We start from the raw sequence: 20,918 nt of genomic DNA on the forward strand, positions 1-20,918 counted from the left end.
GGGCATACGAACCCCATACAAGCATGACGACAGAATTACTGGACCGCATCCAATCCCCGGCAGACCTCAAGCGCCTGGATCGTCGCGAGCTCAAGCGGCTGGCCGACGAGTTGCGCGGCTTCGTGCTGGAGTCGGTCTCCAAGACCGGCGGCCACCTGTCGTCGAACCTGGGCACGGTGGAACTGACGCTGGCGCTGCACCAGGTCTTCGACACGCCGCATGACCGCATCGTCTGGGACGTGGGCCACCAATCCTACCCGCACAAGATCCTCACCGGACGCCGCGCCGGCATGGCCAAGCTGCGCCAGGTGGGCGGCATTTCGGGCTTTCCCAAGCGCAGCGAATCCGAGTACGACGCCTTCGGCACCGCGCATTCGTCCACTTCGATCTCGGCCGCGCTGGGCATGGCGGTGGCCTCGCGCAACGCCGGCGTGCAGCGCCAGCACATCGCCGTGATCGGCGACGGCGCGATGTCCGCCGGCATGGCCTTCGAGGCCATGAACAATGCCGGCGTCACCGCCGACATCAACCTGCTGGTGATCCTGAACGACAACGACATGTCGATCTCGCCGCCGGTGGGGGCGCTGAACCGCTACCTGGCGCGCCTGATGTCCGGACGCTTCTACGCCGCCGCCAAGAACGTCGGCCGCGCCGTGCTGCAACACGTGCCGCCGGTGCTGGAGCTGGCGCGCCGCTTCGAGGAACATGCCAAGGGCATGGTCACGCCGGCCACGCTGTTCGAGGAATTCGGCTTCAACTACGTCGGCCCGATCGACGGCCACGACCTCGATGCGCTGGTGCCGACGCTGCAGAACCTGAAGGCGCTGCAAGGGCTGCAGTTCCTGCACGTGGTCACCAAGAAAGGGCAGGGCTACAAGCTGGCCGAGGCCGACCCGGTGCTGTACCACGGCCCGGGCAAGTTCGATCCCGCCGTCGGCATCCAGCAATCCAAGGCGCCCGGCAAGCGCACCTTCACCCAGGTGTTCAGCGACTGGCTCTGCGACATGGGCCAGCAGGATCCGCGCCTGGTGGCTGTCACGCCCGCCATGCGCGAAGGCAGCGGCCTGGTCGAATTCGAAAAGCGCTTCCCGCAACGCTACTTCGACGTCGGCATCGCCGAGCAGCACGCCGTGACGTTCGCCGCCGGCGTGGCCTGCGAAGCGCAGAAGCCGGTGCTGGCGATCTATTCGACCTTCCTGCAACGCGGTTACGACCAGTTGATCCACGACGTGGCGCTACAGAACCTGGACGTCACCTTCGCGCTCGACCGCGCCGGCATCGTCGGCGCCGACGGCGCCACCCACGCCGGCAACTACGACACCGCCTTCCTGCGCTGCGTGCCAAACATGGTGGTGGCCACGCCCTCGGACGAAAACGAAACCCGCCTGCTGCTGTCCACCTGTTATCAGTATCCCGGCCCGGCCTCGGTGCGCTATCCGCGCGGCGCGGGCTGCGGCGCGCCGGAAACGGCCGGCCTGGATACGGTGGAGCTGGGCCGCGGCGTGGTGCGGCGCGAAGGCCGCAAGATCGCCATTCTTGGCTTCGGCACGCTGCTGCAGCCGGCGCTGGCGGTGGCCGAAAAGCTGGACGCCACCGTGGCCGACATGCGCTTCGTCAAGCCGATCGACCGCGCGCTGATCCTCGACCTGGCCAGCCGCCACGACGCGCTGGTGACGATCGAGGACGCCGCGATCATGGGCGGCGCTGGCAGCGCGGTGCTGGAGGTGCTGGCCGCCGAAGGCGTCTCGATTCCGGTGCTGCAACTGGGCTTCCCCGACGAATTCATCGACCACGGCGATCAGTTGGCGCTGCTGGCCGGAATCGGCCTGGATGCCGCGGGCATCGAGCAATCGATCCGGACGCGCTACGCCGCGCTGCTGGCCTGATTGCGCGCACCCACGGACCGGCCCGGTGGTTTGGTCCGTGTGGCGAAACAGTGTGTTCCGGCCCCGACAGCCTACGAATGAAAGGGTTTTCCCTGGCGCTGGCGGCACTTTGGGCGATAATGGCCCCCTCTTAAAGATTCCTGGGTCTGCGTGTTTACGCCACGCTCGTCGCCCAGACAGGTAAGCCGAAATGAATTCTCCGATCGACCCCGCCATCGTGATGCCCGACGTCCAGAGCTCGACGGACACGCGGCACATCCCGATCCAGCGCGTGGGCATCCGTGGCGTGCGCCACCCCATGCTCATCGAGAACGCCGACGGTTCGCCCCAGGGCACCGTGGCCAACTGGACCCTGACGGTGGCGCTGCCCCCCGAAGAAAAAGGGACGCACATGTCCCGCTTCGTGGCGCTGCTGGAAAAGTACCGCAGCACTCCCATGACGCCGACGCTGTTCCGCGCCATGGCGGCCGACATGCTACCGCTGCTGCATGCCGAGCGCGGCGACATCACTGCGGCTTTCCCGTACTTCATCAACAAGTCGGCGCCGATCTCCGGCGTGCAGAGCCTGCTGGACTACGAAGTGCAGTGGATCGCCCGCGCCCAGGGCGACCAGGTCGAGTTCGAGCTGGTGGTGCAGGTGCCGGTGACCAGCCTGTGCCCGTGTTCCAAGGCCATCTCCGAATACGGCGCGCACAACCAGCGCTCGCACGTGACGGTCTCGGCCATCCTGGAATCCGACATCAGCATGGACGGCGTCATCCGCCTGATCGAAGACGAAGGCTCGTGTGAGCTCTGGGGCCTGCTCAAGCGCCCCGACGAGAAGTACGTCACCGAACGCGCCTACGACAACCCCAAGTTCGTCGAGGACCTGGTGCGCGACGTGGCGGCCCGCCTGAACGCGCATCCCGGCATCGCGCGCTACCGCGTCGAGGCCGAGAACTTCGAATCGATCCACAACCACTCGGCCTACGCCGTGGTGGAAGGCTGAGCCCTCCGTGCGGCATCCGGCGGCCAATGACTGGCCGCTCATCGCGAGACTGCAGGGGTGGGAAGCGCGGCTGGCCGATCATCTGGCCGGCCGCGGTCGTTTGGGCGTCGCCTTCTACGAGTTCTTCCGCTTCGGCGTGAAGCAGGCCTGGGCCTGCCTGTTCGGCGGCCTGATGTGCGCGCTGCTGCTGGGCACGCACTGGTGGTATCCCAAGGACGCCTGGCTGGCGCGCTACGATTTCCTGACACTGGCGGCCCTGGCGATCCAGGCGGCGCTGCTGGCCCTGCGCATGGAAACCTGGAGCGAGGCCAAGGTCATCCTGATGTTCCATGTGGTCGGCACCGGCATGGAACTGTTCAAGACAGCGGCTGGCTCCTGGATCTACCCCGAGGCCAGCGTGCTGCGCATCGGCGGCGTGCCGCTCTTCACCGGCTTCATGTACGCCGCGGTCGGCAGCTACCTGGCGCGGGTCTGGCGCCTGTTCGACTTCCGCTTCCGCGCCCATCCGCCGCTGGCCGCGACCTTGGCGCTGTCGGTACTGATCTACGTGAATTTCTTCGCCCATCATTTCATCGTGGATTTCCGGCTGGCGCTGTTCGGCCTGACGGCGCTGCTGTTCGCCCGCACCTGGGTCTATTTCCGCATCTGGCGCGACTACCGCCGCATGCCGTTGCTGCTGGGTTTCGTGCTGGTGGCGCTGTTCATCTGGTTCGCCGAGAACATCGGCACCTTCGCCAACGCCTGGCGCTATCCCAACCAGTCGCAGGGCTGGGAACTGGTATCCATTGCCAAGCTGGGCTCGTGGTTCCTGCTCATGATCATCAGCTACGTGATGGTCAGCCTGGTCAGCCGGCCGCAGCCGATCGGTGTGGCGGCTGCGCCGCATCCCGTGGGACCGGATAACGCGTCCCCGATTTCCTGAGCGCCGCTGGCTTGCGCCCCGTGGCCCGATCGGCGATAATCGAGAGCTTTCTTGCTCGACCGCCCATGTTTTTTGGGTAGCGGGCTGCCCCTTGCAAGCCATACGCCTCGAAGAAAAAGACCAGTGATAGAGAAAGCACTGGAAAGCCGGAACGGATCGCGAACACGATGTGCGCGCGGACTGATGACGGTGTCGGGCGGACGGCAGGCAAGACATCCTCAAGGAGTTTTACTCATGCGTCACTACGAAGTGGTGTTTATCGTTCACCCCGACCAAAGCGAGCAAGTGCCCGCCATGGTCGAGCGTTACCAAGCGCTGGTCACGGGCCAAGGCGGCTCGGTGCACCGCCTGGAAGACTGGGGCCGCCGTCAACTGGCCTACCCGATCCAGAAGCTCGTCAAGGCTCACTACGTCTGCCTGAACATCGAGTGCGGCCAAGCCACGCTGGATGAGCTGGAACACTCGTTCCGCTACAACGACGCCGTGCTGCGCCACCTGGTCATCAAGACCAAGAAGGCCCAGACCGCTCCCTCGATCATGATGAAGTCGGTCGAGCGCGAAGAAGCCCGCAAGGCTTCGGCGGAAGCTGTCGCGGCTCAGGCCGAGTAAGCAGGGCTCAGGCAGAGCCCATCCCATGAAGTCCCCTTGGTGCCTGGCAGGATGAACAAGCTGGAACTCAGCGCCCGCGTTCTCGAATGCGAGCCTTTGCGCCACACTCCCGCCGGTCTGCCAGCCCTGGAAATGGTGCTGGCGCACGAATCCGAGGTCATCGAAGCCGGCCATCCGCGCCGTGTCGAACTGACGATCTCGGCCGTGGCACTGGGCGATCTGGCGTTGCTGTTGCAAGGAACGGCGCTGGGGTCCGAATTGCAGGTGCAGGGGTTTCTGGCCCCGGTGCGCAAGGACTCCGTGAAGTTCAAGCTGCATCTGCAGCAGGCGCGCAGGATCAGCGGCAGCGCAGGACGCGATCCGCTGGTGGCTTGACGGGAAGGGCAACGGGCGCGAGAGCGCCTTCTGAATACGGATAGGTTACGGGGAGTCGGGCCCGATCAAGGCAGACCCGGTCCTCTCAAACATAAGGCACATATCATGGCTTTCTTCGGAAAACGCAAGGAAAAACGCAAATTCACGCAGCAGAACCCGCTCTTCAAGCGTCGTAAGTTCTGCCGCTTCACCGCCGCTGGCGTCGAAGAGATCGACTACAAGGATCTGGACACCCTGCGCGACTTCGTGCAAGAAAACGGCAAGATCATCCCGGCTCGTCTGACCGGCACCAAGGCAATCTACCAGCGCCAGCTGGACACCGCCATCAAGCGCGCGCGCTTCCTGGCCCTGTTGCCTTACACCGACAACCACAACTAATCCGGGGCACTGAAATGCAAGTTATTCTGCTCGAAAAAGTCGTCAACCTGGGTAACCTCGGCGAAGTCGTCCGCGTGCGTGATGGCTACGCCCGCAACTTCCTGATTCCCCAGAAGAAGGCCCGTCGCGCAACCGACGCCGCCCTGAAGGAATTCGAAGCCCGCCGCGCCGAACTGGAAAAGATCCAGGCCGAGAAGCTGGCCGCCGCCCAGGCCCTGGGCGAGCGCGTCAACGGCTACCAGCTGAAGATCGTCCAGAAGGCTGGCGTCGACGGCCGTCTGTTCGGCTCGGTCACCAACGCCGACATCGCCGAAGGTCTGAAGAAGGCCGGTTTCGAAGGCATCGAAAAGGCCCAGGTGCGCATGCCCAACGGCCAGCTCAAGGCCATCGGCGAGTTCCCGATCCAGGTCGCCCTGCACGCCGACGTCGTCGTCGACGTCACGGTGCTGGTCGAAGGCGAACTGTCGTAAGCCTCGCCCCGCGGTAGAAAAAAAGCCGGCCCGCGCGCCGGCTTTTTTTCTTTGCGGCTTGTGTTCCGTCGCGGTACCCGCCGCCATTTGCGTGTAGTCTTGCGGGCTGCACGCTTGTCTCCCACGCCGTTTCCTTCGAGGACCTCTTGACCCAGCCGCCCGTCCACCACAACGCCCCCGCCGGATTGCGAGCCTGGCTCGACAGCCTGGACGCCGAGCGCGAGCCGTCGGTGCGCGATGCGACCATCGATGGGGTGCGCTGCATCGTCAAGCGCCGGCGCCCGGGACTGGCGAGCGGCGTGAGCTACGTGTTGCGCTATGCGCGCGCGTTGTTCCTTGGGCTGGGGTGCAAGCTGTTCCTGGGCGAATTCCCGCGGCCCGGCATCCTGTTGCGCAACGGCCTGGAGCACGAGGCCCGGCGCCTGAAGCAATTGCTGCAGGCCGGCTGCCGCGTGCCCGAGGTCTGGTGGCAGGAAGAGGGGCTGCTGGTGCTGGAGTTCGTCGGCGACGACCTGGCCGACCTGATCCGCAACGAAGACACCACCTCGCGCCTGTGGCTGACGCGGGCGGCCGCGACCGACCTGGCCGCCTTCCACGCCCGTGGGCTGTGGCATGGCGGCGCCCAGATCCGCAACATCACCTTGCAGGATGGCGAATTGTGGCGCATCGACTTCGAGGAAAACATCGGTTCGACGCTGTCGCGGCCACTGGCGCAAGCCTATGATCTGTTCCAGATGCTGGCGTCGCTGGCATCGTTGCGCAAGTTGCCCGACGAGGTCGGCCGCACCCTGGGTAAACTGGCGCTGGAAGTCTATTTCGAGTGCAATCCCGATCCCGAGGTCAAGGCGCGCCTGCGCCGCCTGACCCGGGTGCTTTCCTTCATCGCCACGCCGTTGCGCCCGCTCCTGGGCCGGTTGCCGTCGCGCGATGTGCAGGGTTTCTTCCGCGTCGCGGATATCCTGCAGCCGTTACTATTGAAGCCATGAACACACCTGCCGATTCCCAGCTCGAATACCTGCGCGTTCCTCCCCATTCGATCGAGGCGGAGCAGTCGGTGCTGGGTGGCCTGCTGCTGGACAACGCAGCCTGGGACCGTATTGCCGACGTGCTGGTCGAAGAGGACTTCTACCGCCACGACCACCGGCTGATCTGGCACCACATCGCCCGCCTGATCGGCCTGGCGCGTCCGGCCGACGTCATCACGGTGCATGAATCGCTGGTCAGCGCGGGCAAGGCCGAGGACGCCGGCGGCCTGGCCTACCTGAACGCGCTGGCGCACAACACGCCGTCGGCCGCCAACATCCGCCGCTATGGCGAAATCGTGCGCGAGCGCGCCATGCTGCGCAAGCTGGTGTCGATCGCCGACGAGATCTCCTCGGCCGCCATGAATCCGCAGGGCAAGGAAGCGCGCCAACTGCTGGACGAGGCCGAGTCCAAGGTGTTCCAGATTGCCCAGGAAGGCGCGCGCGGCGCCGCCGGCTTCCAGGAAATCCAGCCGCTGCTCACGCAGGTGGTCGAACGCATCGACGAGCTCTATCACCGCGAAAGCACTTCTGATGTGACCGGCGTGCCCACCGGTTTCACCGATCTCGACAAGATGACCTCGGGCATGCAGGGCGGCGACCTGATCATCGTGGCCGGCCGCCCGTCCATGGGCAAGACCTCGTTCTCGATGAACATCGGCGAACACGTGGCCATCGAAGAGGGCCTGCCGGTGGCGGTATTCTCGATGGAAATGGGCGCGGTGCAGCTGGCCATGCGTATGCTGGGTTCGGTCGGCCTGCTCGACCAGCACCGCATGCGGACTGGCAAACTGATCGCCGAGGACTGGCCGCGCGTGACCCACGCGGTGCAATTGATGCAGGACGCGCAGGTCTACATCGATGAATCGCCCGCGCTCAGCCCGATGGAAGTGCGCGCCCGCGCGCGCCGGCTGGCGCGCCAGTGCGGCCAGCTCGGCCTGATCATCATCGACTACCTGCAGCTGATGTCGGGCAACGGTTCGGGCGAGAACCGCGCCACCGAGGTGTCGGAAATCAGCCGTTCGCTCAAGGGCCTGGCCAAGGAACTGAACTGTCCGCTGATCGCGCTGTCGCAGCTGAACCGAAGCCTGGAACAGCGTCCCAACAAGCGCCCCGTGATGAGCGACCTGCGCGAATCGGGCGCCATCGAACAGGACGCGGACGTGATCCTGTTCATCTACCGCGACGAAGTCTACAACCCCGATTCGCCGGACAAGGGCACCGCCGAGATCATCATCGGCAAGCAGCGTAACGGCCCGATCGGCACGGTGCGCCTGACCTTCCAGGGTTCGAGCACGCGCTTCCTGAACTTCTCCGGCGCGCAGCCCCGCGACATGTACTGAGCGCCCGGCGCCCAGCCCCAAAAAAAACCGCGCCCGAGCGCGGTTTTTTCATGCGGGCGTGGCGATTCACTCGTCCGTTTCGGGGCGCTTGCCGTAGCGCGCGGCCAGCACGCCGCAGACCATCAGCTGGATCTGGTGGAACAGCATCAGCGGCAGCACGATGGCGCCCACCGCATGGCCGGCGAACAGCACCTGGGCCATGGGAATGCCGCTGGCCAGGCTCTTCTTGGAGCCGCAGAACAGCAGCGTGATGCGGTCGGGCAGGTTGAAGCCGAACATCTTGCCGGCCAGCGCCGACAGGCCCAGCGCCAGCGCCAGGATGACGGCGCAGCACACCACCAGGCCCAGCAGCGCCGGGATCGGCGTGGAACTCCACAGGCCCTCGTTGATGGCTTCGGAGAACGCGGTATAGACCACCAGCAGGATCGAACCCTGGTCGACGAACTTCAGCATCGCCTTGCGCTTGTGCACCCAGGCGCCGATCCAGCGGCGGGCGAACTGCCCCAGCACGAACGGTAGCAGCAGCTGCAACATGATCTTGCCGACCGCATCGAACGAGATCGGCGCGCTGCCGGCGTTGGCGACCACGGTGCCCACCAGCAGCGGCGTCAGGAAAATCCCCAGCAGGCTCGAGGCCGAGGCGCTGCAGACCGCCGCCGGCACGTTGCCGCGCGCCATCGAGGTGAAGGCGATGGCCGACTGCACGGTGGCCGGCAGGCAGCACAGGAACAGGATGCCGAGATAGAGCTCGGGGGTGACCAGCGGTTCCAGCACCGGCTTGAGCGCCAGGCCCAGCAGCGGGAACATGAGGAACGTGGCCGAGAAAATCGTGAGATGCAGCTTCCAGTGGGTCAGGCCGGCGATGATGGCCTCGCGCGACAGGCGCGCGCCGTGCAGGAAGAACAGCAGGCCGACCGCGATGTTGGTGATCCAGCCGAACACCACCACGCCCTTTCCGTGGGCGGGCACGATGCTGGCGATGATGACGGTGCAGATCAGGTAGAGGGTGAAGCGGTCGGGCAGGAGGCGGGCAAGGCGTGACATGGAGATAGGGAGGGGAGGAAAAGCGGCGGCGGCGCGCGACGGGCGCCGGAATCGGGGCGTATTGTAGACGCGGGGGCTTGGACGGTCAGGGCGTCATGGCCAGGGCCAGGTCGAACGCGGCGATCAGCGAGGCCTGGTCGGCGACCCCCTTGCCGGCGATGTCGAAGGCGGTGCCGTGGTCGACGCTGGTGCGCACGAACGGCAGGCCCACCGTGACATTGACGCCATGATCCAGGCCCAGGTACTTGACCGGGATCAGGCCCTGGTCGTGGTACTGGGCCACCACGATGTCGAACTCGCCGCGGCGCGCCCGCATGAAGATGGTGTCGCCGGGCCACGGGCCGCTGGCGTCGATGCCCTCGTCGCGCGCGCGGCGGATGGCAGGCTCGATGATGTCGATGTCTTCGCGCCCGAACTTGCCGCCTTCGCCGGCATGCGGATTCAGCCCGGCGACCGCGACCCGCGGGCGCGCGATGCCCATCTGGCGGCAGGCGCGGTCGGCCAGGCGCATGGCGGTGAGTTCGGCCTCGGGAGTGATGCGCGCCATGACGTCGGCCAGCGCCACATGGATGGTCACCAGCAGCACGCGCAACTCGTCGTTGGCCAGCATCATGGCGAAATCATCGGTGCCGGAGCGTTCGGCCAGGATCTCGGTGTGGCCGGGATAATCGATGCCGGCCTCGTGCATCGATTTCTTGTTCAACGGCGCGGTGACGATGGCGCGGATGTGGCCGGCCCGGGCGTCGTCGATGGCGGCGCAGACATAGTCATAGGCCGCGCGGCCGGCGGCGGCGCTGATCCGGCCATAGGGCAGGTCGGGCGGCAGGGCGGGGCTGCAGTTCACCACCTCGATGCGGCCGGCGTCGCCGCTGGCCTGCCCGGCCCGCGCGATCTCGGTGATCTCCAGGCGCGCGCCCAGCGCGCTGGCGGCGCGGCGCAAGGCGCCGGCGTCCCCATACACCACGCAGGAGGCATTCAAGCCCTGGGCGCAGGCCTTGACGACGATTTCGGGGCCGATGCCGGCGGCATCCCCCATGGTGATGCCGACGGGCGGGGGCGTCTTCACGATGCGTTCCCGGCTTATTGCTGCGGCGCGCTCTTGGGCGGCGGGACCTCGCCGCATTCGAACGTGACGGTGGCGCGCTTGGAGCCCAGGCCCGTCGCGTGGTTCGAGGTGATGGCCGGCTTCTGCAGCTTGCGTCCGATCGACTGGCAATACTGGTCGGCGCGTTGCAGCGCCTGGTTCTTGATTTCGACCCAGGTCAGCAATTGCGTGCCGGAACTGTAGGTGACGCTGTAGCTGTTCTTGCCGGTGGGCGTTACTTCGCTCATGCTGGAACAGGCGGTCAGCAGGGCGAGCAAGGCGGAGGCGAGGGCAAGGCGTGCGAACATGGGGAATCCGTAAAAGGCGACAATTCACATTACAACATTATGCCGCTCCCGCTGTCCCCGGGATACACAATACAGAGAAAGGCCGGCATCGCGTGGCGGCTGCCGGCGGCCCGGTCAGCGCGCCGCTAGGGCGCGCCCACAGCGCTGCGCCGATCGACCTTGCGGCTCAGGACGATCGAGGTCTGCGTCTGCTTGACGCCATCGATCAGGCCAATGCGGTCCAGCAGCGCGTCCAGTTGTTCGTGGGTTTCGCAGCGCAGGAAAATCAGGTAGTCGTAGGGGCCGCTGACGGACGAGACTTCCTCGACCTCGGGCATTTTCTCCAGTTCGCGGATCACCGCGGCCGGCGTCTTGGGCAGCACGCTGATGAAGCAATACGCACGCACCGCGGCTTCTTCAAGCAAGCGCCCCAGGCGCACCCCGTAGCCTGCCACGATGTTCTCGCGTTCCAGGCGGGCTATGCGCGCCACCACCGTGGTGCGCGCCAACCCCAGCTTGCGCGCCAGGATGGCGGCGGGTTCACGGGCGTTGGCCTGCAGCAGGCTGAGCAACTGCCGGTCGATGGCGTCTAGGCGTTCGTTCATGCGCCCGACCATACAGGCGCGGCGCGGCGCAAGTCAATGCATGTGTCAGCCGTCGGATTCCGGCGGGATGCCGCCGCGGTAGACGCGGCCGTCGAAGACGAAGCGGGTGATGGTCCGGGAGGCCGCGTCGAAGACCCGGTCGCGGCGCGCGGCATCCTGCTCCCGCGCCGGAACCAGGGTGAAACGACAGAGGTCGGCGCCGCTGTCGTAGCGCGCCACGCGCACCAGGTCGGTGACGCCGAACGCCTGGGCATGGTGCGCGAATTCCCGCAATTGCTCCATCTCGTGGAAGGCGCCGTGGTCGCTGACGAGCTGCATGCCGAACTTGCTTTCCTGCGCGGGAGGCGGCGCCGGCGTCGGCGTCGCAAGCGGCGCCCGGGCGATGTCATAGTCGAAGCGCGCGCCGATCTCGCGCATGGCCGCCAGCACCGCCTGCCAGGCCGGGTCGTCCAGGGCCAGGCGGGCGGCCATGGCCAGCAGCCGGTGCTGTCCCAATGCCCGCGGTTGCGGGCCGCCGATATAGCTGGACCAGGGCACGGCATCGTCCAGGCCGGCCAGTTCGGCCATCTGGGCGTCGCCGTATCCCAACCGTTCCTGCAACCGCCGCAGCGCCGCCGCGTCGGGGGGCATGTAGTCGTGGATCGTCTTCATGGGTACGCTCCCGGTTGCCTTGGCGCGCCGTCGCCGCGCCGCGCTACGCTTCATGCTAGCGCGCAGCGCGCGCCTTGCCCAGTGGCCGCGCGCGCCCATGCTAGGATTTGCGCCGACATCAATCCAGGAGGCTTACCCATGGACACCCAGGAACAAATCGCGGTCATCGTGCATACCATCTCGCACCAGGGCGGCCGCATCGATGCGCTCAATTCGGCGTTGTTGACGATGCTGCACCTGGCCAAGGCTTCGCCCGGACTGCGCGAGGCGATCGAGGCCCAGCTGGAGCAAAACTATTCCAGCCTGCTCGCCCGTTCCGAAAACCCGCAGTACGTGGCCGGATTCGAGAGCGTGCGCGACCAGATCGTCGCTGCGCTCAAGTAGCCACACAGTCTCACGGCCCGCCGAAGTTACCCACAACTTCTGTGGACAAGCCTTGGGATAGCGCTGGCATAGGATGCCTTTTTCCTTTGTTTACAACGGCTTGCAAAGTGCGATCAAAGGCGGCGCCAGAGTCGCCCACGAACGGCGCCTGACGCAGGCCGGCAAGGGTCACGCAAGCCGGGTAATATGCCGCCCCATGCGGAATCAGTATCCATTGGAACACCGGAACCGTGGCCTGGCGGCCCGGGGTTCGGAAGCGGCAAAGCTGGCGGCCTTCGACCCCGGCAAACTTTCTCCCGAGGCGCGCCAGAGCTGGGAGCGCCTGGGCCATGGCTTCAAGGCCTGGCACGACTTCGACCAGCGCCATCCGGTCCTGCGGCGGCTGGCCCTATTGCCCTTCATCGGCGCGTTGTATCGCAAGGCGCGCCGCCGCCACGTGATGCGCGCCAGCGGCAAGCTGGTTTTCTGACACGGCATCCGCCTGGCGCCGCCGCGCATAGGGCCCTAGCGCCGCCGACGGCGGCGCGCATACCACCAATACACCAGCCAGGTTGCCGCGCCGATCACGGCGGCCACCGCCAGCTTGGTTTCCACGCCGTGCAAGCGGCCGAGCAGGGACTCGATGGTCTGCCCGAACAGATAGCCCACCAGGCTGAAGCACAGCGCCCAGATGGCGGCGGCAAGGGCGTTGAGCGCGAGAAAGCGCATGGGCGGAACCTGCGAGACCCCTAGCGCCACCGGTCCCACGGTGCGCAGGCCGTAGAGAAAGCGCAGCGCCAGGATGAAGCCGTGCGGATAGCGGTCGACCGCGGCCAGGGCCTTGCCGAAGGCCGGTTGCGCACGGATGCGCCGCACGTAGCGATGTTCGCGATAGCGCCTGCCAAGGTAGAACAGCGCCTGGTCGGCCAGGAACGAGCCCGCGAATGCGCACAGCATCACGTAGGGCAGGTGCAGCAGCCGCTGGTGCGACAGGAAACCCGCCAGCACCACCACGCTTTCCCCTTCGAGCAGGGTGCCGCCGAAGACCGCCCACAGGCCATAGTCGACGATGAACTGGTGCAACTGCGGATTCATGGCTGGCGCGCGCCCACGATTCGCGCCAGGGTCACCAGCGCCCGCGCGATTTCGGGGGTGTGGCGCTGGCCACAACTGATGCGCAGGAAATGGTTATAGCGCGCGCTGTTGGAAAACATGGCGCCGGGCGCCACGCGGATGCCCTGCTGCAGGGCGGCTTCGAACACTTCCAGCCCGGAGCGGCCGTCCGGCATTTCGACCCACAGCAGCATGCCGCCGGTAGGCATGCTGAGGCGGGTGCCGCGCGGGAAGTGCGCGGCGATGACTTCGGCGGTCTGGTCGCGCTGCGTCTTCAGGAGCCGGCGCAGCCGCGCCAGGTGCCGGTCGTAGGCGCGCGAGCCCAGGTACTCGGCGACCGCCATCTGCGCCAGCGGCTCGTTGGGCCGGCTTTGCGCGAATTTCAGCATCGCGATGCGGGCCTTCCAGCGGCCGCCCAGCAGCCAGCCCAATCGCATGCCGGGCGCCAGCGTCTTGTGCATCGACGCGCAATAGATGACGTTGCCGGTGGGGTCCCAGGACTTGGCGGCGGGCAGCGGGGTGTCGTCGTCGGTCAGCGCGCCATAGGTGTCGTCTTCGATCAACGGCACTTGTTGGCGTTCGCACAAGGCCACCAGCCGCGCCTTCTCGGCATCCGGCATGACGCAGCCGAGCGGATTCTGGAAATTGGGCACCACCACCACCGCGCGGATGTTGCCGTGGGTCTGGAAGGCAAGGTCCAGCGCTTCGATCGACAGTCCGTGCTGGGGGCTGGTGGGAATTTCCAGCGCGCGCATGCCCAGGCTTTCGAGGATCTGCAGCAGCCCGAAGTAGGTCGGCGATTCGACGGCGATGGTATCGCCCGGGCGCGCCACCGCGCGCAGCGCCAGGTTCAGCGCTTCGATGCAGCCGTGCGTGACGATGACGTCGTCGGGGGTGGCATTGATACCGTTGGCCAGGGCGCGTCGCGCCAGCACGGTGCGCAGTTCCGGGTGGCCCTGCGGCGGCACCGGGCTGACCAGCACCTGCGGCGCCTGCCGCAGCGCGCGGATCATGGCCTGCTTCAGGTCTTCCATGGGATAGGCGTCCGGCACCGCCGCGGCCAGCGCGAAATTGGCGCTGACGGGATGGGCCTCGCATTTGGCGACGAAGTCCGACACGCGGTCGTGGATGCCGACGTACTGGGCGGCGCCCAGCGCCTGGCGGATGTCGGGTTCGTTGACCGGCGGAATGCTGTTGCGGCGTGGCTTGAGGACGAAATAGCCGGACCGTGGCCGGGCCTCGATCAGGCCGTCGTCTTCCAGCAGCCGGCAGGCCTGCAAAGCGGTCGACAGGCTGACGTGGTGGGTGCGCACCAGGGTGCGCACGGAAGGCATGCGCTGGTCGGGGGCCAGGACCCCGGTCTGAATGGCGCGCCGGTAGTGGTTCGCCAGGCGGAGATATAGCGGTTGCGGGTCCATGCGCCGATCATGCTCCCCTGGGTTGGGTTGAGGGTAGGCACAGATTCACGCAAAGTACACCATAACAGGGCCAAAATCGGAAGACTGCATCGGTACAGAAAGCCGGATTGTGTGGCTGTTGCGCAAAGCAGGGCGCGCGTAGCCTGTGAGGGTCAGATTGGAGATGACCATGGCCCTTTTTTCCACCCCCGAACCGCAATCCCTACGCTTCGACCTGCCGGCCGGCGCCAGCCGGCAAGTACGCCTGCGTGCCGGGGCCGCCGTCGTCTGCGTCAGCGGCCGCCTGATCGCGATCGATCCGTCATACCGGCCCGATTTGCCGCCCGGCGCGCGTTTGGCGCCGTCGCCGCCGTTGAATGCAGGCGAAACCTATTGCCTGGCGGAAGGGGGCTGGCTGGCATTGAGCGCGGTGACATCGGCCCAGGTGATCTGCCTGGATCCGCCGGGCATGGCGGCCCGTGCCGTGGCGGTCCTGGCCCGCCTTTTGCACCTGGGACGGGGCAATTGCGCGCCGGCGCGCCTGGGTGCAATGCACAAGATTTCAAAATGATGTATGATTCACACATCAGACGCGGGGTGGAGCAGTCTGGCAGCTCGTCGGGCTCATAACCCGAAGGTCGTAGGTTCAAATCCTGCCCCCGCAACCAGTTTCCAGCAGTACCCGGCGCCATCGGCGGCAAGGTTCCAAGCCTCTGCCAGCGCTGCGAAAAAACCGTGACACGCGTCGCGGTTTTTTTTCGTCCTTCGCTTGCCTTGCATCAAGCCATCGTTCCAGTCCGGAGTTTCCCTGGGTCCACGGACCGCACAGCCGGCGGGCGCTGCGCTACCATGGCTCAAGCGCGCGAGTCCGCCGCATACGAGGAGGGTCCATGGGCACGGCAAAATACGATCATCCCGGCTATGTCGCCGATACCGGCGCCGAAGGCAAGTACCACGTGGGCATCTGGTGCCCGCACGGCTATCCGGCCCACATCCATATCGGCCGGCCCGCCGAACGCGGCGATCCGCAGGCGCTTCTGCGATTGCGCATTCCCGATGGGGTGTTCCAGTCCTTGCCCGACGATCCCGAAACCCTCTGCCGCCGGGCTCTAGGCCAGGCCTTGGGGGCGGGGCTGTTGCGCGCCGTGGCCGTCGACGGCGAATACCAGGAGCTGCGTTTCCAACTCGATGCCGAACCCTGGTCGGGCCCGATGCAGGCGGCCGGCAACGCCTAGGCTGGAGTTACCCACAGCGATTGTGGACAAGCCTTGGGATAGACGCTGTGCATGTCTCGATATGGCAGCAATATCAAGGGCTTGGCCGCGGCGATGAAAAAATGCCCCATACGGGGCTTTTTTCATTCCGGCGGCAGGCGCCGTGACGCGTGCGACAATCGCAGCCCCGGCGGCGTGTGCCGCCTCGGTAATTCCGGATTCCTCCTCATGCATTGCAACCCGCATCCGTTCCGTGGCGGCGCGAAGGCGCCAGCGCCATGAGCGCGTCCTCCTGGCGCGTGGCCGTCATCGGCGGCGGGCCGGCTGGCCTGATGGCCGCCGAAGGCCTGGCCGCGCGCGGCATCCAGGTCGATGTATACGACGCGATGCCATCGGTGGGCCGCAAATTCCTGATGGCCGGCCGTGGCGGGTTGAACCTCACCCACAGTGAAGCCGCGGCGCCGTTCCTGGCGCGCTACGGCGCGCGCGCCGCGCAGATCGAACCCTGGCTGCGCGCGCTGGATGGCGATGGCCTGCGCGCCTGGGCGCGACAGCTCGGCATCGAGACCTTCGTGGGGTCGTCGGGGCGGGTCTTCCCCGCGGAAATGAAGGCCGCGCCCTTGTTGCGGGCCTGGCTGGCGCGCTTGCGAGCGAGCGGCGTGCGCTTCCACATGCGTCACCGTTGGCTGGGCTGGGCGCCGGCCGAGCGGCCCGACGCGGCCAGCCTGCGCTTTGATACACCCGACGGCGTTCGCACCCAGGCGGCGGACGCCGTGGTGCTGGCGCTGGGCGGCGGAAGCTGGGCCAAACTGGGCTCCGATGGCGCGTGGCTGCCGGGACTGGCGGCGCACGGCATTGCCATGGCGCCCTTGCGGGCGGCCAATTGCGGCTTCGAGGTGGCGTGGTCCTCGCATTTTCGCCAGCGCCATGCCGGCCAGCCGGTCAAGTCGGTCACGCTGCGCTGTGTCGGCGACGCCGGACCCGGGCCGGCCCGCCAGGGCGAATTCGTGGTGACCGAGAGCGGCATCGAGGGCAGCCTGGTGTATGCGTTGTCGGCGCTTTTGCGCGACCGGATCGAAGCGGCCGGGCAGGCCGTGGCGCTGCTCGATCTGGCGCCGGACTGGAGCGACGAAAAGGTACTGGCCGCGATCACGCATCCGCGTGGCGCGCGTTCGATGTCGAGCCACTTGCAGAGCAGGCTGGGGCTGACGGGAGTCAAGGCGGGGTTGCTGCGCGAATGCGCGGGCGCCGACGATTATCGCGACCCGGCGCGCCTGGGCCGATTGATCAAGGCCTTGCCATTGGTATTGCAGCGGACCCGTCCGATCGACGAGGCCATCAGCACGGCGGGGGGCGTGTGCTTCGACGCGTTGGCGCCCGGCCTGATGTTGCGCCAGGCGCCGGGCGTGTTCTGCGCGGGCGAGATGCTGGATTGGGAAGCCCCCACAGGCGGCTATCTGCTGACCGCGTGCATGGCCAGCGGCGTGATTGCCGCCGAGGGCGTGGCGCGGTTCCTGGCGAGCCGCTGAGCGGCTTCAGGAGCCGTTGGGATAGGGGGCGGCGCTTTGCGCTGGGCGCGGCGCCAGGTCGTTGACCACGTGGCCGACCACCGCCGGCCCCTCGGGTTGCGTGACGATGCCGATGACCCGGGTGATGGCGCTGGCCGGCATGCTGGTGCCCTGGCCGGGATCCTGCACCAATTGCCAGATCCTGGCGTCCCCGGAAAAATCATCGGTTTCCGTGCTGTCGGGGGCATCCAGACAGCTGCGGGCGAATACTGACCAGTCGGAGGCGCTGCAGGGCAGGCCGTGGGCGGTGGCCAGGCGGGCCAACGCCAGGGGCGCGTCCGCCTGGCTCGCGGCATGTTGCGCGGCCGCGCCCAACGAGACATCCAGCGACAGCAGGCGGAGGAACTCTACGACGTTGTCGGTATTCATGCTGCGGTCTCCCTCTTGTTGGAGCTGTTCTGGCCGGTCGCCGACAGGCGCGCCGGGGCGGGGTCAGCCGGGTGCTTGGCCAAGCATCGCGACCAGCGACTGTTTCAGGCGCGACGAAAAAATGGGTATCGTATGTGAGACGCCGCTGCGGTCGACGCCTTCCTTGAGCTGCACCGACTGCCCCAGGAAAATTTCGGGCGCCGCGGCGATGTCGTTGTATCGGACCAGCAATTGGTCGACTTGTTCCTGGGCATCCGCCAGGGTGCTGCTGGCCGCCAGTTGGCCGGCGGCGTGCGCCTGCAGGATGCGGTGCAGATCGTCGATGAAGAGCGCCAATGCGGCCTGGCCGCGGCATTGCGGCTGTTCCCAGCCCCATGCCTGGGGCCCGCCGCCCGTGTTTTCCGATAGGTGTTTCGTGGTCATTGGAGAATCCTAATCGATTGCCGGCAAATACGCGACAGGCCGCGCAAGGCCGGGCCATGTGACCGCGCGGTTGGCCAGGCCGGCGAGAGACGCCAGCGACACAGCGCGCAAAACGGCGGTCTTTGCGGTATGCTGGCTTCGGTTTTCACGCCTCGATAGGAGATGCCCATGAAGAACAAAGTCATTCTCGTGATGCTGCTTTCGATTGCCGCCATGTCGGCGGGGTGCAACACCGTGGCAGGGGCCGGCAAGGACATCCAGCGCGGTGGCGAGAAAATCGAGGGCGCCGCGACCAAGTAATCCGGGCAGGCGAGCCGGGCAAGCAAGTCTCGGCCGGCATGGGTTTCGCGCTTCGCGGCGCGGCCAGGGCCACGCAGGAATGTTGCGGCATTTCGGGCGTGGCCTTTTTGCGTGCGCTGGCATAATCGCGGAATCCGAATCCGATGGCAGGAAGAATCATGCGCAAGTCTGTGTGGGTGGGCGTCACGTTGATGGCCTTGTTGGGTGGTTGCGCCAGCACGGGCGTCTACGAGTCCGAAACCACGCTGAAGGAAACCTTCAGCGTGGATACCAATTACCAGGCTGCCTTCCGCCGCGCGGGCGAATACGTGCGCACCTGCCACGTCAACGTGCAGCATCCCTACAACGTCGCCTATGCGTGGAAGCACGTCATCGGCGAGAAGGGCGCCCCCGACGAGGTGCAGGTCTACAAGGTGGGTGAAACCGCCAAGATCCTGGAGCTGGTGTCCGCCGAGTCCGACGGGCCGGCCAAGGCCAAGGTCACCGTGACGGTGCTGGGCGAGGGCCGCTGGGACGCGGCCGAGATCGCCGCCGCCCGCGCGTCGATCCAGAGCGCCACCCCCGTCTGCCGCAAGGGCGACTAGGCATGGACCCGCGCGCCCAGCAGATCCGCGCCGCAGGTTTGCCGTTCGCGCTGCTGACGGGCGCTTTTCGCCTGCTGGGCTGGTTGAACGGCGGCGCCGCGCTGGGCCTGGTGGCATTCGTGCTCGGCATGGTGGGCGGCGACATCGCCGCGCCCGATCTGCAATTGCCGCTGTTCTTCCTGCTGGCGGGCCTGCTGGTGGCCTGCCTGGGCGTATTGTTCGCCTACCTGGCGCAGGTCAGTCTGTTGCGCCAGGGCTACACCGGTCGCCTGGGCCGCGGCCACCTGCCGGCGCAGATGCTGGCCATGCTCTGCTACGTGGCCAGCGCCCTGGCATTTTGCGCCGCCTGCTGGCTGGCCGCCGGGCAGGGCGCCACCGATGCCGCGTCGCAAATGACGACTTACGCCACGCTTTGAATTTTCAGGGTAAACCCGTGTGCGCAAAAATGTTGGACTTGCGCATGCGTTGGGAATAATATGCGCAGTGCGTATATAACCCCATTCTCCGGGACCTGCCATGACCATTTCCCAGCAAGCCTTCCTGCGCGACGCGATGCGCCGCCTGAACCTCACGCGCGATGTGTTCGCCACCCGGATCGGCGTCAAGCGCCGGGCCCTGGATACGTGGCTGCTGCCGGAAGGATCGCAGGAATTCCGCGCCATGCCTGAAGTGGTGCAGCGCTTCGTCAGCGAAATCGTGCAGAACGGCGTGCTGCTCGAAAAATATACGCAAAGCGTACAAGAAGGGCCGCTGCGTGAACGCATCGCGGTGGAAGGCAAGCATCAACTGCTGTCGGTGGACCAGTTCACCCGGGAATCGGTGGAAGACCTGTTCCGAGTGGCCGACATGATGCAACCCATCGCGCGCCGCCAGAAGGTCTCGCGCGTGCTGGAAGGCGCAGTGCTGGGCAACCTGTTCTTCGAGGCCAGCACGCGCACCCGCGTCAGCTTCGGCTCGGCCTTCTGCCGCCTGGGCGGCTCGGTGTGCGACACCACGGGCTTCACGTTTTCGTCGATGGCGAAGGGCGAATCCATCTACGACACCAGCCGCGTCATGAGCGGCTACGTCGATGCGATGGTGATCCGCCACCCCGACCAGGGTTCGGTCGCGGAATTCGCGCGCGCCACCAACATCCCGGTGGTCAACGGCGGCGACGGCCCGGGCGAGCATCCCAGCCAGGCCCTGCTGGACCTGTACACGATCCTGACCGAGTTCTCGCGCCTGGGCAAGCTGCTCGACGGCGCGCACATCGCCATGGTGGGCGACCTGAAATACGGGCGCACGGTGCATTCGCTGATCAAGCTGATGGCGCTCTACAAGAACGTCAAGTTTTCGCTGGTGTCGCCCAAGGGACTGGAAATGCCGTCCTACATCGTCGAGCAGGCCAGCCGCAACGGCAACATCATCGAGCAGAAGAGTTCGTTGGCCGAAGGCCTTGCCGGCGCGGACGTGATCTACGCCACGCGCGTGCAGAAGGAGCGCTTCGCCAACGAAGAGAACGAAGGCTATACGCCCGACTTCCAGATCAACCGCGCCATCATCGACGCCTATTGCGGTCCGGACACCATTGTCATGCACCCGCTGCCGCGCGACAGCCGGCCGGGCGCCAACGACCTGAGCGTGGACCTGAACCACGATCCGCGCCTGGCGATCTTCCGCCAGACCGACAACGGTATTCCCATCCGCATGGCCATCTTCGCGGTGCTGCTGGGCGTGGAAGGGCTGGTGCAGCACTCGCTGCGCGATGTGACCTGGCAGCACCCGTCGCACATCGGTCCGGACGACTCGGTGTTCCACGGCCTGGAATAAGGCGTCCGCGGGCCGCGCGGCGGTGTGGTCATGACGGCCGCCGCCGGCGATTTCAAGCATAATCCGCGCTGGTTTTTCCCGTCGCGTGCCGCTCCAGGGCACGCCGTGGAATCT

Annotated in this window: 27 protein-coding genes and 1 tRNA gene; 19 read left to right on the top strand and 9 right to left on the bottom strand. The window is 66.5% G+C overall.

The features are described from left to right. The first annotated feature begins 23 nt into the window (after positions 1-23). The 9 genes from dxs (at position 24) to ACVN9Z_RS15195 (ending at position 7,993) form a co-directional block, all read left to right on the top strand. On the top strand, positions 24-1,886 hold the full coding sequence (gene dxs / locus ACVN9Z_RS15155; protein WP_054472019.1) for a 1-deoxy-D-xylulose-5-phosphate synthase: 1,863 nt from the start codon (positions 24-26) through the stop codon (positions 1,884-1,886). 190 nt (positions 1,887-2,076) lie between these two features. After that, complete coding sequence (gene folE2 / locus ACVN9Z_RS15160) at positions 2,077-2,874, top strand: GTP cyclohydrolase FolE2 (protein WP_006388366.1); 798 nt, start codon at positions 2,077-2,079, stop codon at positions 2,872-2,874. Between the two features lie 7 nt (positions 2,875-2,881). Next, the gene (locus tag ACVN9Z_RS15165) at positions 2,882-3,796 is read left to right on the top strand and encodes a DUF817 domain-containing protein (RefSeq protein ID WP_053499617.1); all 915 of its coding nucleotides are present in this window, start codon (positions 2,882-2,884) and stop codon (positions 3,794-3,796) included. 234 nt (positions 3,797-4,030) lie between these two features. Beyond that, the gene (gene rpsF, locus ACVN9Z_RS15170) at positions 4,031-4,405 is read left to right on the top strand and encodes a 30S ribosomal protein S6 (protein ID WP_020924524.1); all 375 of its coding nucleotides are present in this window, start codon (positions 4,031-4,033) and stop codon (positions 4,403-4,405) included. 51 nt (positions 4,406-4,456) lie between these two features. Beyond that, positions 4,457-4,780, top strand: coding sequence for a primosomal replication protein N (gene priB, locus ACVN9Z_RS15175; protein WP_006388369.1), 324 nt, complete (start codon positions 4,457-4,459; stop codon positions 4,778-4,780). A 105-nt stretch (positions 4,781-4,885) separates the two neighbouring features. Next, complete coding sequence (gene rpsR, locus ACVN9Z_RS15180) at positions 4,886-5,158, top strand: 30S ribosomal protein S18 (RefSeq protein WP_006218308.1); 273 nt, start codon at positions 4,886-4,888, stop codon at positions 5,156-5,158. 14 nt (positions 5,159-5,172) lie between these two features. Beyond that, entirely contained in the window at positions 5,173-5,628 is a 456-nt protein-coding gene (gene rplI, locus ACVN9Z_RS15185; RefSeq protein ID WP_020924523.1) for a 50S ribosomal protein L9, read from the top strand. 146 nt (positions 5,629-5,774) lie between these two features. Next, positions 5,775-6,614 (top strand): RIO1 family regulatory kinase/ATPase domain-containing protein, encoded by an 840-nt coding sequence (locus tag ACVN9Z_RS15190; protein ID WP_006388371.1) that lies wholly within the window; start codon positions 5,775-5,777, stop codon positions 6,612-6,614. Further along, positions 6,611-7,993 (top strand): replicative DNA helicase, encoded by a 1,383-nt coding sequence (locus ACVN9Z_RS15195; protein WP_006388372.1) that lies wholly within the window; start codon positions 6,611-6,613, stop codon positions 7,991-7,993. The genes ACVN9Z_RS15190 and ACVN9Z_RS15195 overlap by 4 nt, the downstream gene beginning before the upstream one ends. Before the next feature lie 66 nt (positions 7,994-8,059). On the opposite strand, the gene ACVN9Z_RS15200 is transcribed toward ACVN9Z_RS15195, so the two are convergent. The 5 genes from ACVN9Z_RS15200 to ACVN9Z_RS15220 form a co-directional block, all read right to left on the bottom strand. After that, a complete protein-coding gene (locus ACVN9Z_RS15200) occupies positions 8,060-9,037 on the bottom strand; it encodes a bile acid:sodium symporter family protein (RefSeq protein WP_006388373.1) in 978 nt (325 codons plus the stop codon). 85 nt (positions 9,038-9,122) lie between these two features. Further along, positions 9,123-10,103 (bottom strand): 4-hydroxythreonine-4-phosphate dehydrogenase PdxA, encoded by a 981-nt coding sequence (pdxA, locus tag ACVN9Z_RS15205; protein ID WP_024068227.1) that lies wholly within the window; start codon positions 10,101-10,103, stop codon positions 9,123-9,125. A 14-nt stretch (positions 10,104-10,117) separates the two neighbouring features. Beyond that, complete coding sequence (locus ACVN9Z_RS15210; RefSeq protein WP_006388375.1) at positions 10,118-10,429, bottom strand: hypothetical protein; 312 nt, start codon at positions 10,427-10,429, stop codon at positions 10,118-10,120. 125 nt (positions 10,430-10,554) lie between these two features. Next, positions 10,555-11,013 carry an Lrp/AsnC family transcriptional regulator gene (locus ACVN9Z_RS15215; protein WP_026383132.1) on the bottom strand — a complete coding sequence of 153 codons (459 nt, stop codon included), beginning with the start codon at positions 11,011-11,013 and terminating at the stop codon, positions 10,555-10,557. Between the two features lie 45 nt (positions 11,014-11,058). Continuing rightward, positions 11,059-11,664, bottom strand: a complete 606-nt coding sequence (locus ACVN9Z_RS15220) for a hypothetical protein (protein ID WP_006388377.1) — start codon at positions 11,662-11,664, stop codon at positions 11,059-11,061. A gap of 138 nt (positions 11,665-11,802) precedes the next feature. Here ACVN9Z_RS15220 and ACVN9Z_RS15225 point away from each other — a divergent pair, with 138 nt between their 5' ends. Continuing rightward, complete coding sequence (locus ACVN9Z_RS15225; RefSeq protein WP_006388378.1) at positions 11,803-12,048, top strand: hypothetical protein; 246 nt, start codon at positions 11,803-11,805, stop codon at positions 12,046-12,048. Positions 12,049-12,262: 214 nt separating this feature from the next. Next, the gene (locus tag ACVN9Z_RS15230) at positions 12,263-12,517 is read left to right on the top strand and encodes a hypothetical protein (RefSeq protein WP_020924519.1); all 255 of its coding nucleotides are present in this window, start codon (positions 12,263-12,265) and stop codon (positions 12,515-12,517) included. Between the two features lie 35 nt (positions 12,518-12,552). On the opposite strand, the gene ACVN9Z_RS15235 is transcribed toward ACVN9Z_RS15230, so the two are convergent. Continuing rightward, the gene (locus ACVN9Z_RS15235) at positions 12,553-13,122 is read right to left on the bottom strand and encodes a DedA family protein (RefSeq protein ID WP_006388380.1); all 570 of its coding nucleotides are present in this window, start codon (positions 13,120-13,122) and stop codon (positions 12,553-12,555) included. Further along, positions 13,119-14,558 (bottom strand): aminotransferase-like domain-containing protein, encoded by a 1,440-nt coding sequence (locus tag ACVN9Z_RS15240; protein WP_006388381.1) that lies wholly within the window; start codon positions 14,556-14,558, stop codon positions 13,119-13,121. The genes ACVN9Z_RS15235 and ACVN9Z_RS15240 overlap by 4 nt, the downstream gene beginning before the upstream one ends. A 169-nt stretch (positions 14,559-14,727) precedes the next feature. Between ACVN9Z_RS15240 and ACVN9Z_RS15245 the strand changes: the two genes are divergently transcribed. The 4 genes from ACVN9Z_RS15245 to ACVN9Z_RS15260 all read left to right on the top strand — a co-directional run bounded on the left by ACVN9Z_RS15245 (position 14,728) and on the right by ACVN9Z_RS15260 (position 17,280). Further along, the gene (locus tag ACVN9Z_RS15245; RefSeq protein ID WP_070780742.1) at positions 14,728-15,108 is read left to right on the top strand and encodes a hypothetical protein; all 381 of its coding nucleotides are present in this window, start codon (positions 14,728-14,730) and stop codon (positions 15,106-15,108) included. A gap of 20 nt (positions 15,109-15,128) precedes the next feature. Next, a tRNA-Met gene (locus tag ACVN9Z_RS15250) sits at positions 15,129-15,205 on the top strand. A 222-nt stretch (positions 15,206-15,427) separates the two neighbouring features. Then, entirely contained in the window at positions 15,428-15,772 is a 345-nt protein-coding gene (locus ACVN9Z_RS15255; protein ID WP_006388383.1) for a hypothetical protein, read from the top strand. 257 nt (positions 15,773-16,029) lie between these two features. Further along, a complete protein-coding gene (locus tag ACVN9Z_RS15260) occupies positions 16,030-17,280 on the top strand; it encodes a TIGR03862 family flavoprotein (RefSeq protein ID WP_458212372.1) in 1,251 nt (416 codons plus the stop codon). Between the two features lie 6 nt (positions 17,281-17,286). Here the strand turns inward: ACVN9Z_RS15260 and ACVN9Z_RS15265 are convergent, their stop codons facing one another. Further along, the gene (locus tag ACVN9Z_RS15265; protein WP_049050783.1) at positions 17,287-17,688 is read right to left on the bottom strand and encodes a hypothetical protein; all 402 of its coding nucleotides are present in this window, start codon (positions 17,686-17,688) and stop codon (positions 17,287-17,289) included. A gap of 63 nt (positions 17,689-17,751) precedes the next feature. Then, the gene (locus tag ACVN9Z_RS15270) at positions 17,752-18,111 is read right to left on the bottom strand and encodes a hypothetical protein (RefSeq protein ID WP_049050782.1); all 360 of its coding nucleotides are present in this window, start codon (positions 18,109-18,111) and stop codon (positions 17,752-17,754) included. Between the two features lie 168 nt (positions 18,112-18,279). On the opposite strand from ACVN9Z_RS15270, the gene ACVN9Z_RS15275 reads away from it, so the two are divergent. The 4 genes from ACVN9Z_RS15275 to ACVN9Z_RS15290 all read left to right on the top strand — a co-directional run bounded on the left by ACVN9Z_RS15275 (position 18,280) and on the right by ACVN9Z_RS15290 (position 20,804). After that, on the top strand, positions 18,280-18,411 hold the full coding sequence (locus ACVN9Z_RS15275) for an entericidin A/B family lipoprotein (protein ID WP_006388387.1): 132 nt from the start codon (positions 18,280-18,282) through the stop codon (positions 18,409-18,411). A gap of 158 nt (positions 18,412-18,569) precedes the next feature. Further along, positions 18,570-18,995 carry a BPTD_2524 family lipoprotein gene (locus ACVN9Z_RS15280; protein WP_020924512.1) on the top strand — a complete coding sequence of 142 codons (426 nt, stop codon included), beginning with the start codon at positions 18,570-18,572 and terminating at the stop codon, positions 18,993-18,995. 2 nt (positions 18,996-18,997) lie between these two features. Further along, the gene (locus ACVN9Z_RS15285) at positions 18,998-19,411 is read left to right on the top strand and encodes a hypothetical protein (protein WP_054445464.1); all 414 of its coding nucleotides are present in this window, start codon (positions 18,998-19,000) and stop codon (positions 19,409-19,411) included. 100 nt (positions 19,412-19,511) lie between these two features. Beyond that, positions 19,512-20,804, top strand: a complete 1,293-nt coding sequence (locus tag ACVN9Z_RS15290) for an aspartate carbamoyltransferase (RefSeq protein WP_006388390.1) — start codon at positions 19,512-19,514, stop codon at positions 20,802-20,804. Positions 20,805-20,918: the final 114 nt, after the last annotated feature.

This window comes from Achromobacter sp. KK8 (assembly GCF_054188005.1).

What these genes read in the sequence shown, in the direction of transcription:
- dxs (WP_054472019.1), top strand. Translation starts at nt 24, where the DNA reads ATGACGACAGAATTACTGGACCGCATCCAATCCCCGGCAGACCTCAAG.
- folE2 (WP_006388366.1), top strand. Translation starts at nt 2,077, where the DNA reads ATGAATTCTCCGATCGACCCCGCCATCGTGATGCCCGACGTCCAGAGC.
- rpsF (WP_020924524.1), top strand. Translation starts at nt 4,031, where the DNA reads ATGCGTCACTACGAAGTGGTGTTTATCGTTCACCCCGACCAAAGCGAG.
- priB (WP_006388369.1), top strand. Translation starts at nt 4,457, where the DNA reads ATGAACAAGCTGGAACTCAGCGCCCGCGTTCTCGAATGCGAGCCTTTG.
- rpsR (WP_006218308.1), top strand. Translation starts at nt 4,886, where the DNA reads ATGGCTTTCTTCGGAAAACGCAAGGAAAAACGCAAATTCACGCAGCAG.
- rplI (WP_020924523.1), top strand. Translation starts at nt 5,173, where the DNA reads ATGCAAGTTATTCTGCTCGAAAAAGTCGTCAACCTGGGTAACCTCGGC.
- ACVN9Z_RS15195 (WP_006388372.1), top strand. Translation starts at nt 6,611, where the DNA reads ATGAACACACCTGCCGATTCCCAGCTCGAATACCTGCGCGTTCCTCCC.
- ACVN9Z_RS15200 (WP_006388373.1), bottom strand. Translation starts at nt 9,037, where the DNA reads ATGTCACGCCTTGCCCGCCTCCTGCCCGACCGCTTCACCCTCTACCTG.
- ACVN9Z_RS15210 (WP_006388375.1), bottom strand. Translation starts at nt 10,429, where the DNA reads ATGTTCGCACGCCTTGCCCTCGCCTCCGCCTTGCTCGCCCTGCTGACC.
- ACVN9Z_RS15215 (WP_026383132.1), bottom strand. Translation starts at nt 11,013, where the DNA reads ATGAACGAACGCCTAGACGCCATCGACCGGCAGTTGCTCAGCCTGCTG.
- ACVN9Z_RS15220 (WP_006388377.1), bottom strand. Translation starts at nt 11,664, where the DNA reads ATGAAGACGATCCACGACTACATGCCCCCCGACGCGGCGGCGCTGCGG.
- ACVN9Z_RS15225 (WP_006388378.1), top strand. Translation starts at nt 11,803, where the DNA reads ATGGACACCCAGGAACAAATCGCGGTCATCGTGCATACCATCTCGCAC.
- ACVN9Z_RS15235 (WP_006388380.1), bottom strand. Translation starts at nt 13,122, where the DNA reads ATGAATCCGCAGTTGCACCAGTTCATCGTCGACTATGGCCTGTGGGCG.
- ACVN9Z_RS15240 (WP_006388381.1), bottom strand. Translation starts at nt 14,558, where the DNA reads ATGGACCCGCAACCGCTATATCTCCGCCTGGCGAACCACTACCGGCGC.
- ACVN9Z_RS15245 (WP_070780742.1), top strand. Translation starts at nt 14,728, where the DNA reads ATGGCCCTTTTTTCCACCCCCGAACCGCAATCCCTACGCTTCGACCTG.
- ACVN9Z_RS15255 (WP_006388383.1), top strand. Translation starts at nt 15,428, where the DNA reads ATGGGCACGGCAAAATACGATCATCCCGGCTATGTCGCCGATACCGGC.
- ACVN9Z_RS15260 (WP_458212372.1), top strand. Translation starts at nt 16,030, where the DNA reads ATGAGCGCGTCCTCCTGGCGCGTGGCCGTCATCGGCGGCGGGCCGGCT.
- ACVN9Z_RS15265 (WP_049050783.1), bottom strand. Translation starts at nt 17,688, where the DNA reads ATGAATACCGACAACGTCGTAGAGTTCCTCCGCCTGCTGTCGCTGGAT.
- ACVN9Z_RS15270 (WP_049050782.1), bottom strand. Translation starts at nt 18,111, where the DNA reads ATGACCACGAAACACCTATCGGAAAACACGGGCGGCGGGCCCCAGGCA.
- ACVN9Z_RS15275 (WP_006388387.1), top strand. Translation starts at nt 18,280, where the DNA reads ATGAAGAACAAAGTCATTCTCGTGATGCTGCTTTCGATTGCCGCCATG.
- ACVN9Z_RS15280 (WP_020924512.1), top strand. Translation starts at nt 18,570, where the DNA reads ATGCGCAAGTCTGTGTGGGTGGGCGTCACGTTGATGGCCTTGTTGGGT.
- ACVN9Z_RS15285 (WP_054445464.1), top strand. Translation starts at nt 18,998, where the DNA reads ATGGACCCGCGCGCCCAGCAGATCCGCGCCGCAGGTTTGCCGTTCGCG.
- ACVN9Z_RS15290 (WP_006388390.1), top strand. Translation starts at nt 19,512, where the DNA reads ATGACCATTTCCCAGCAAGCCTTCCTGCGCGACGCGATGCGCCGCCTG.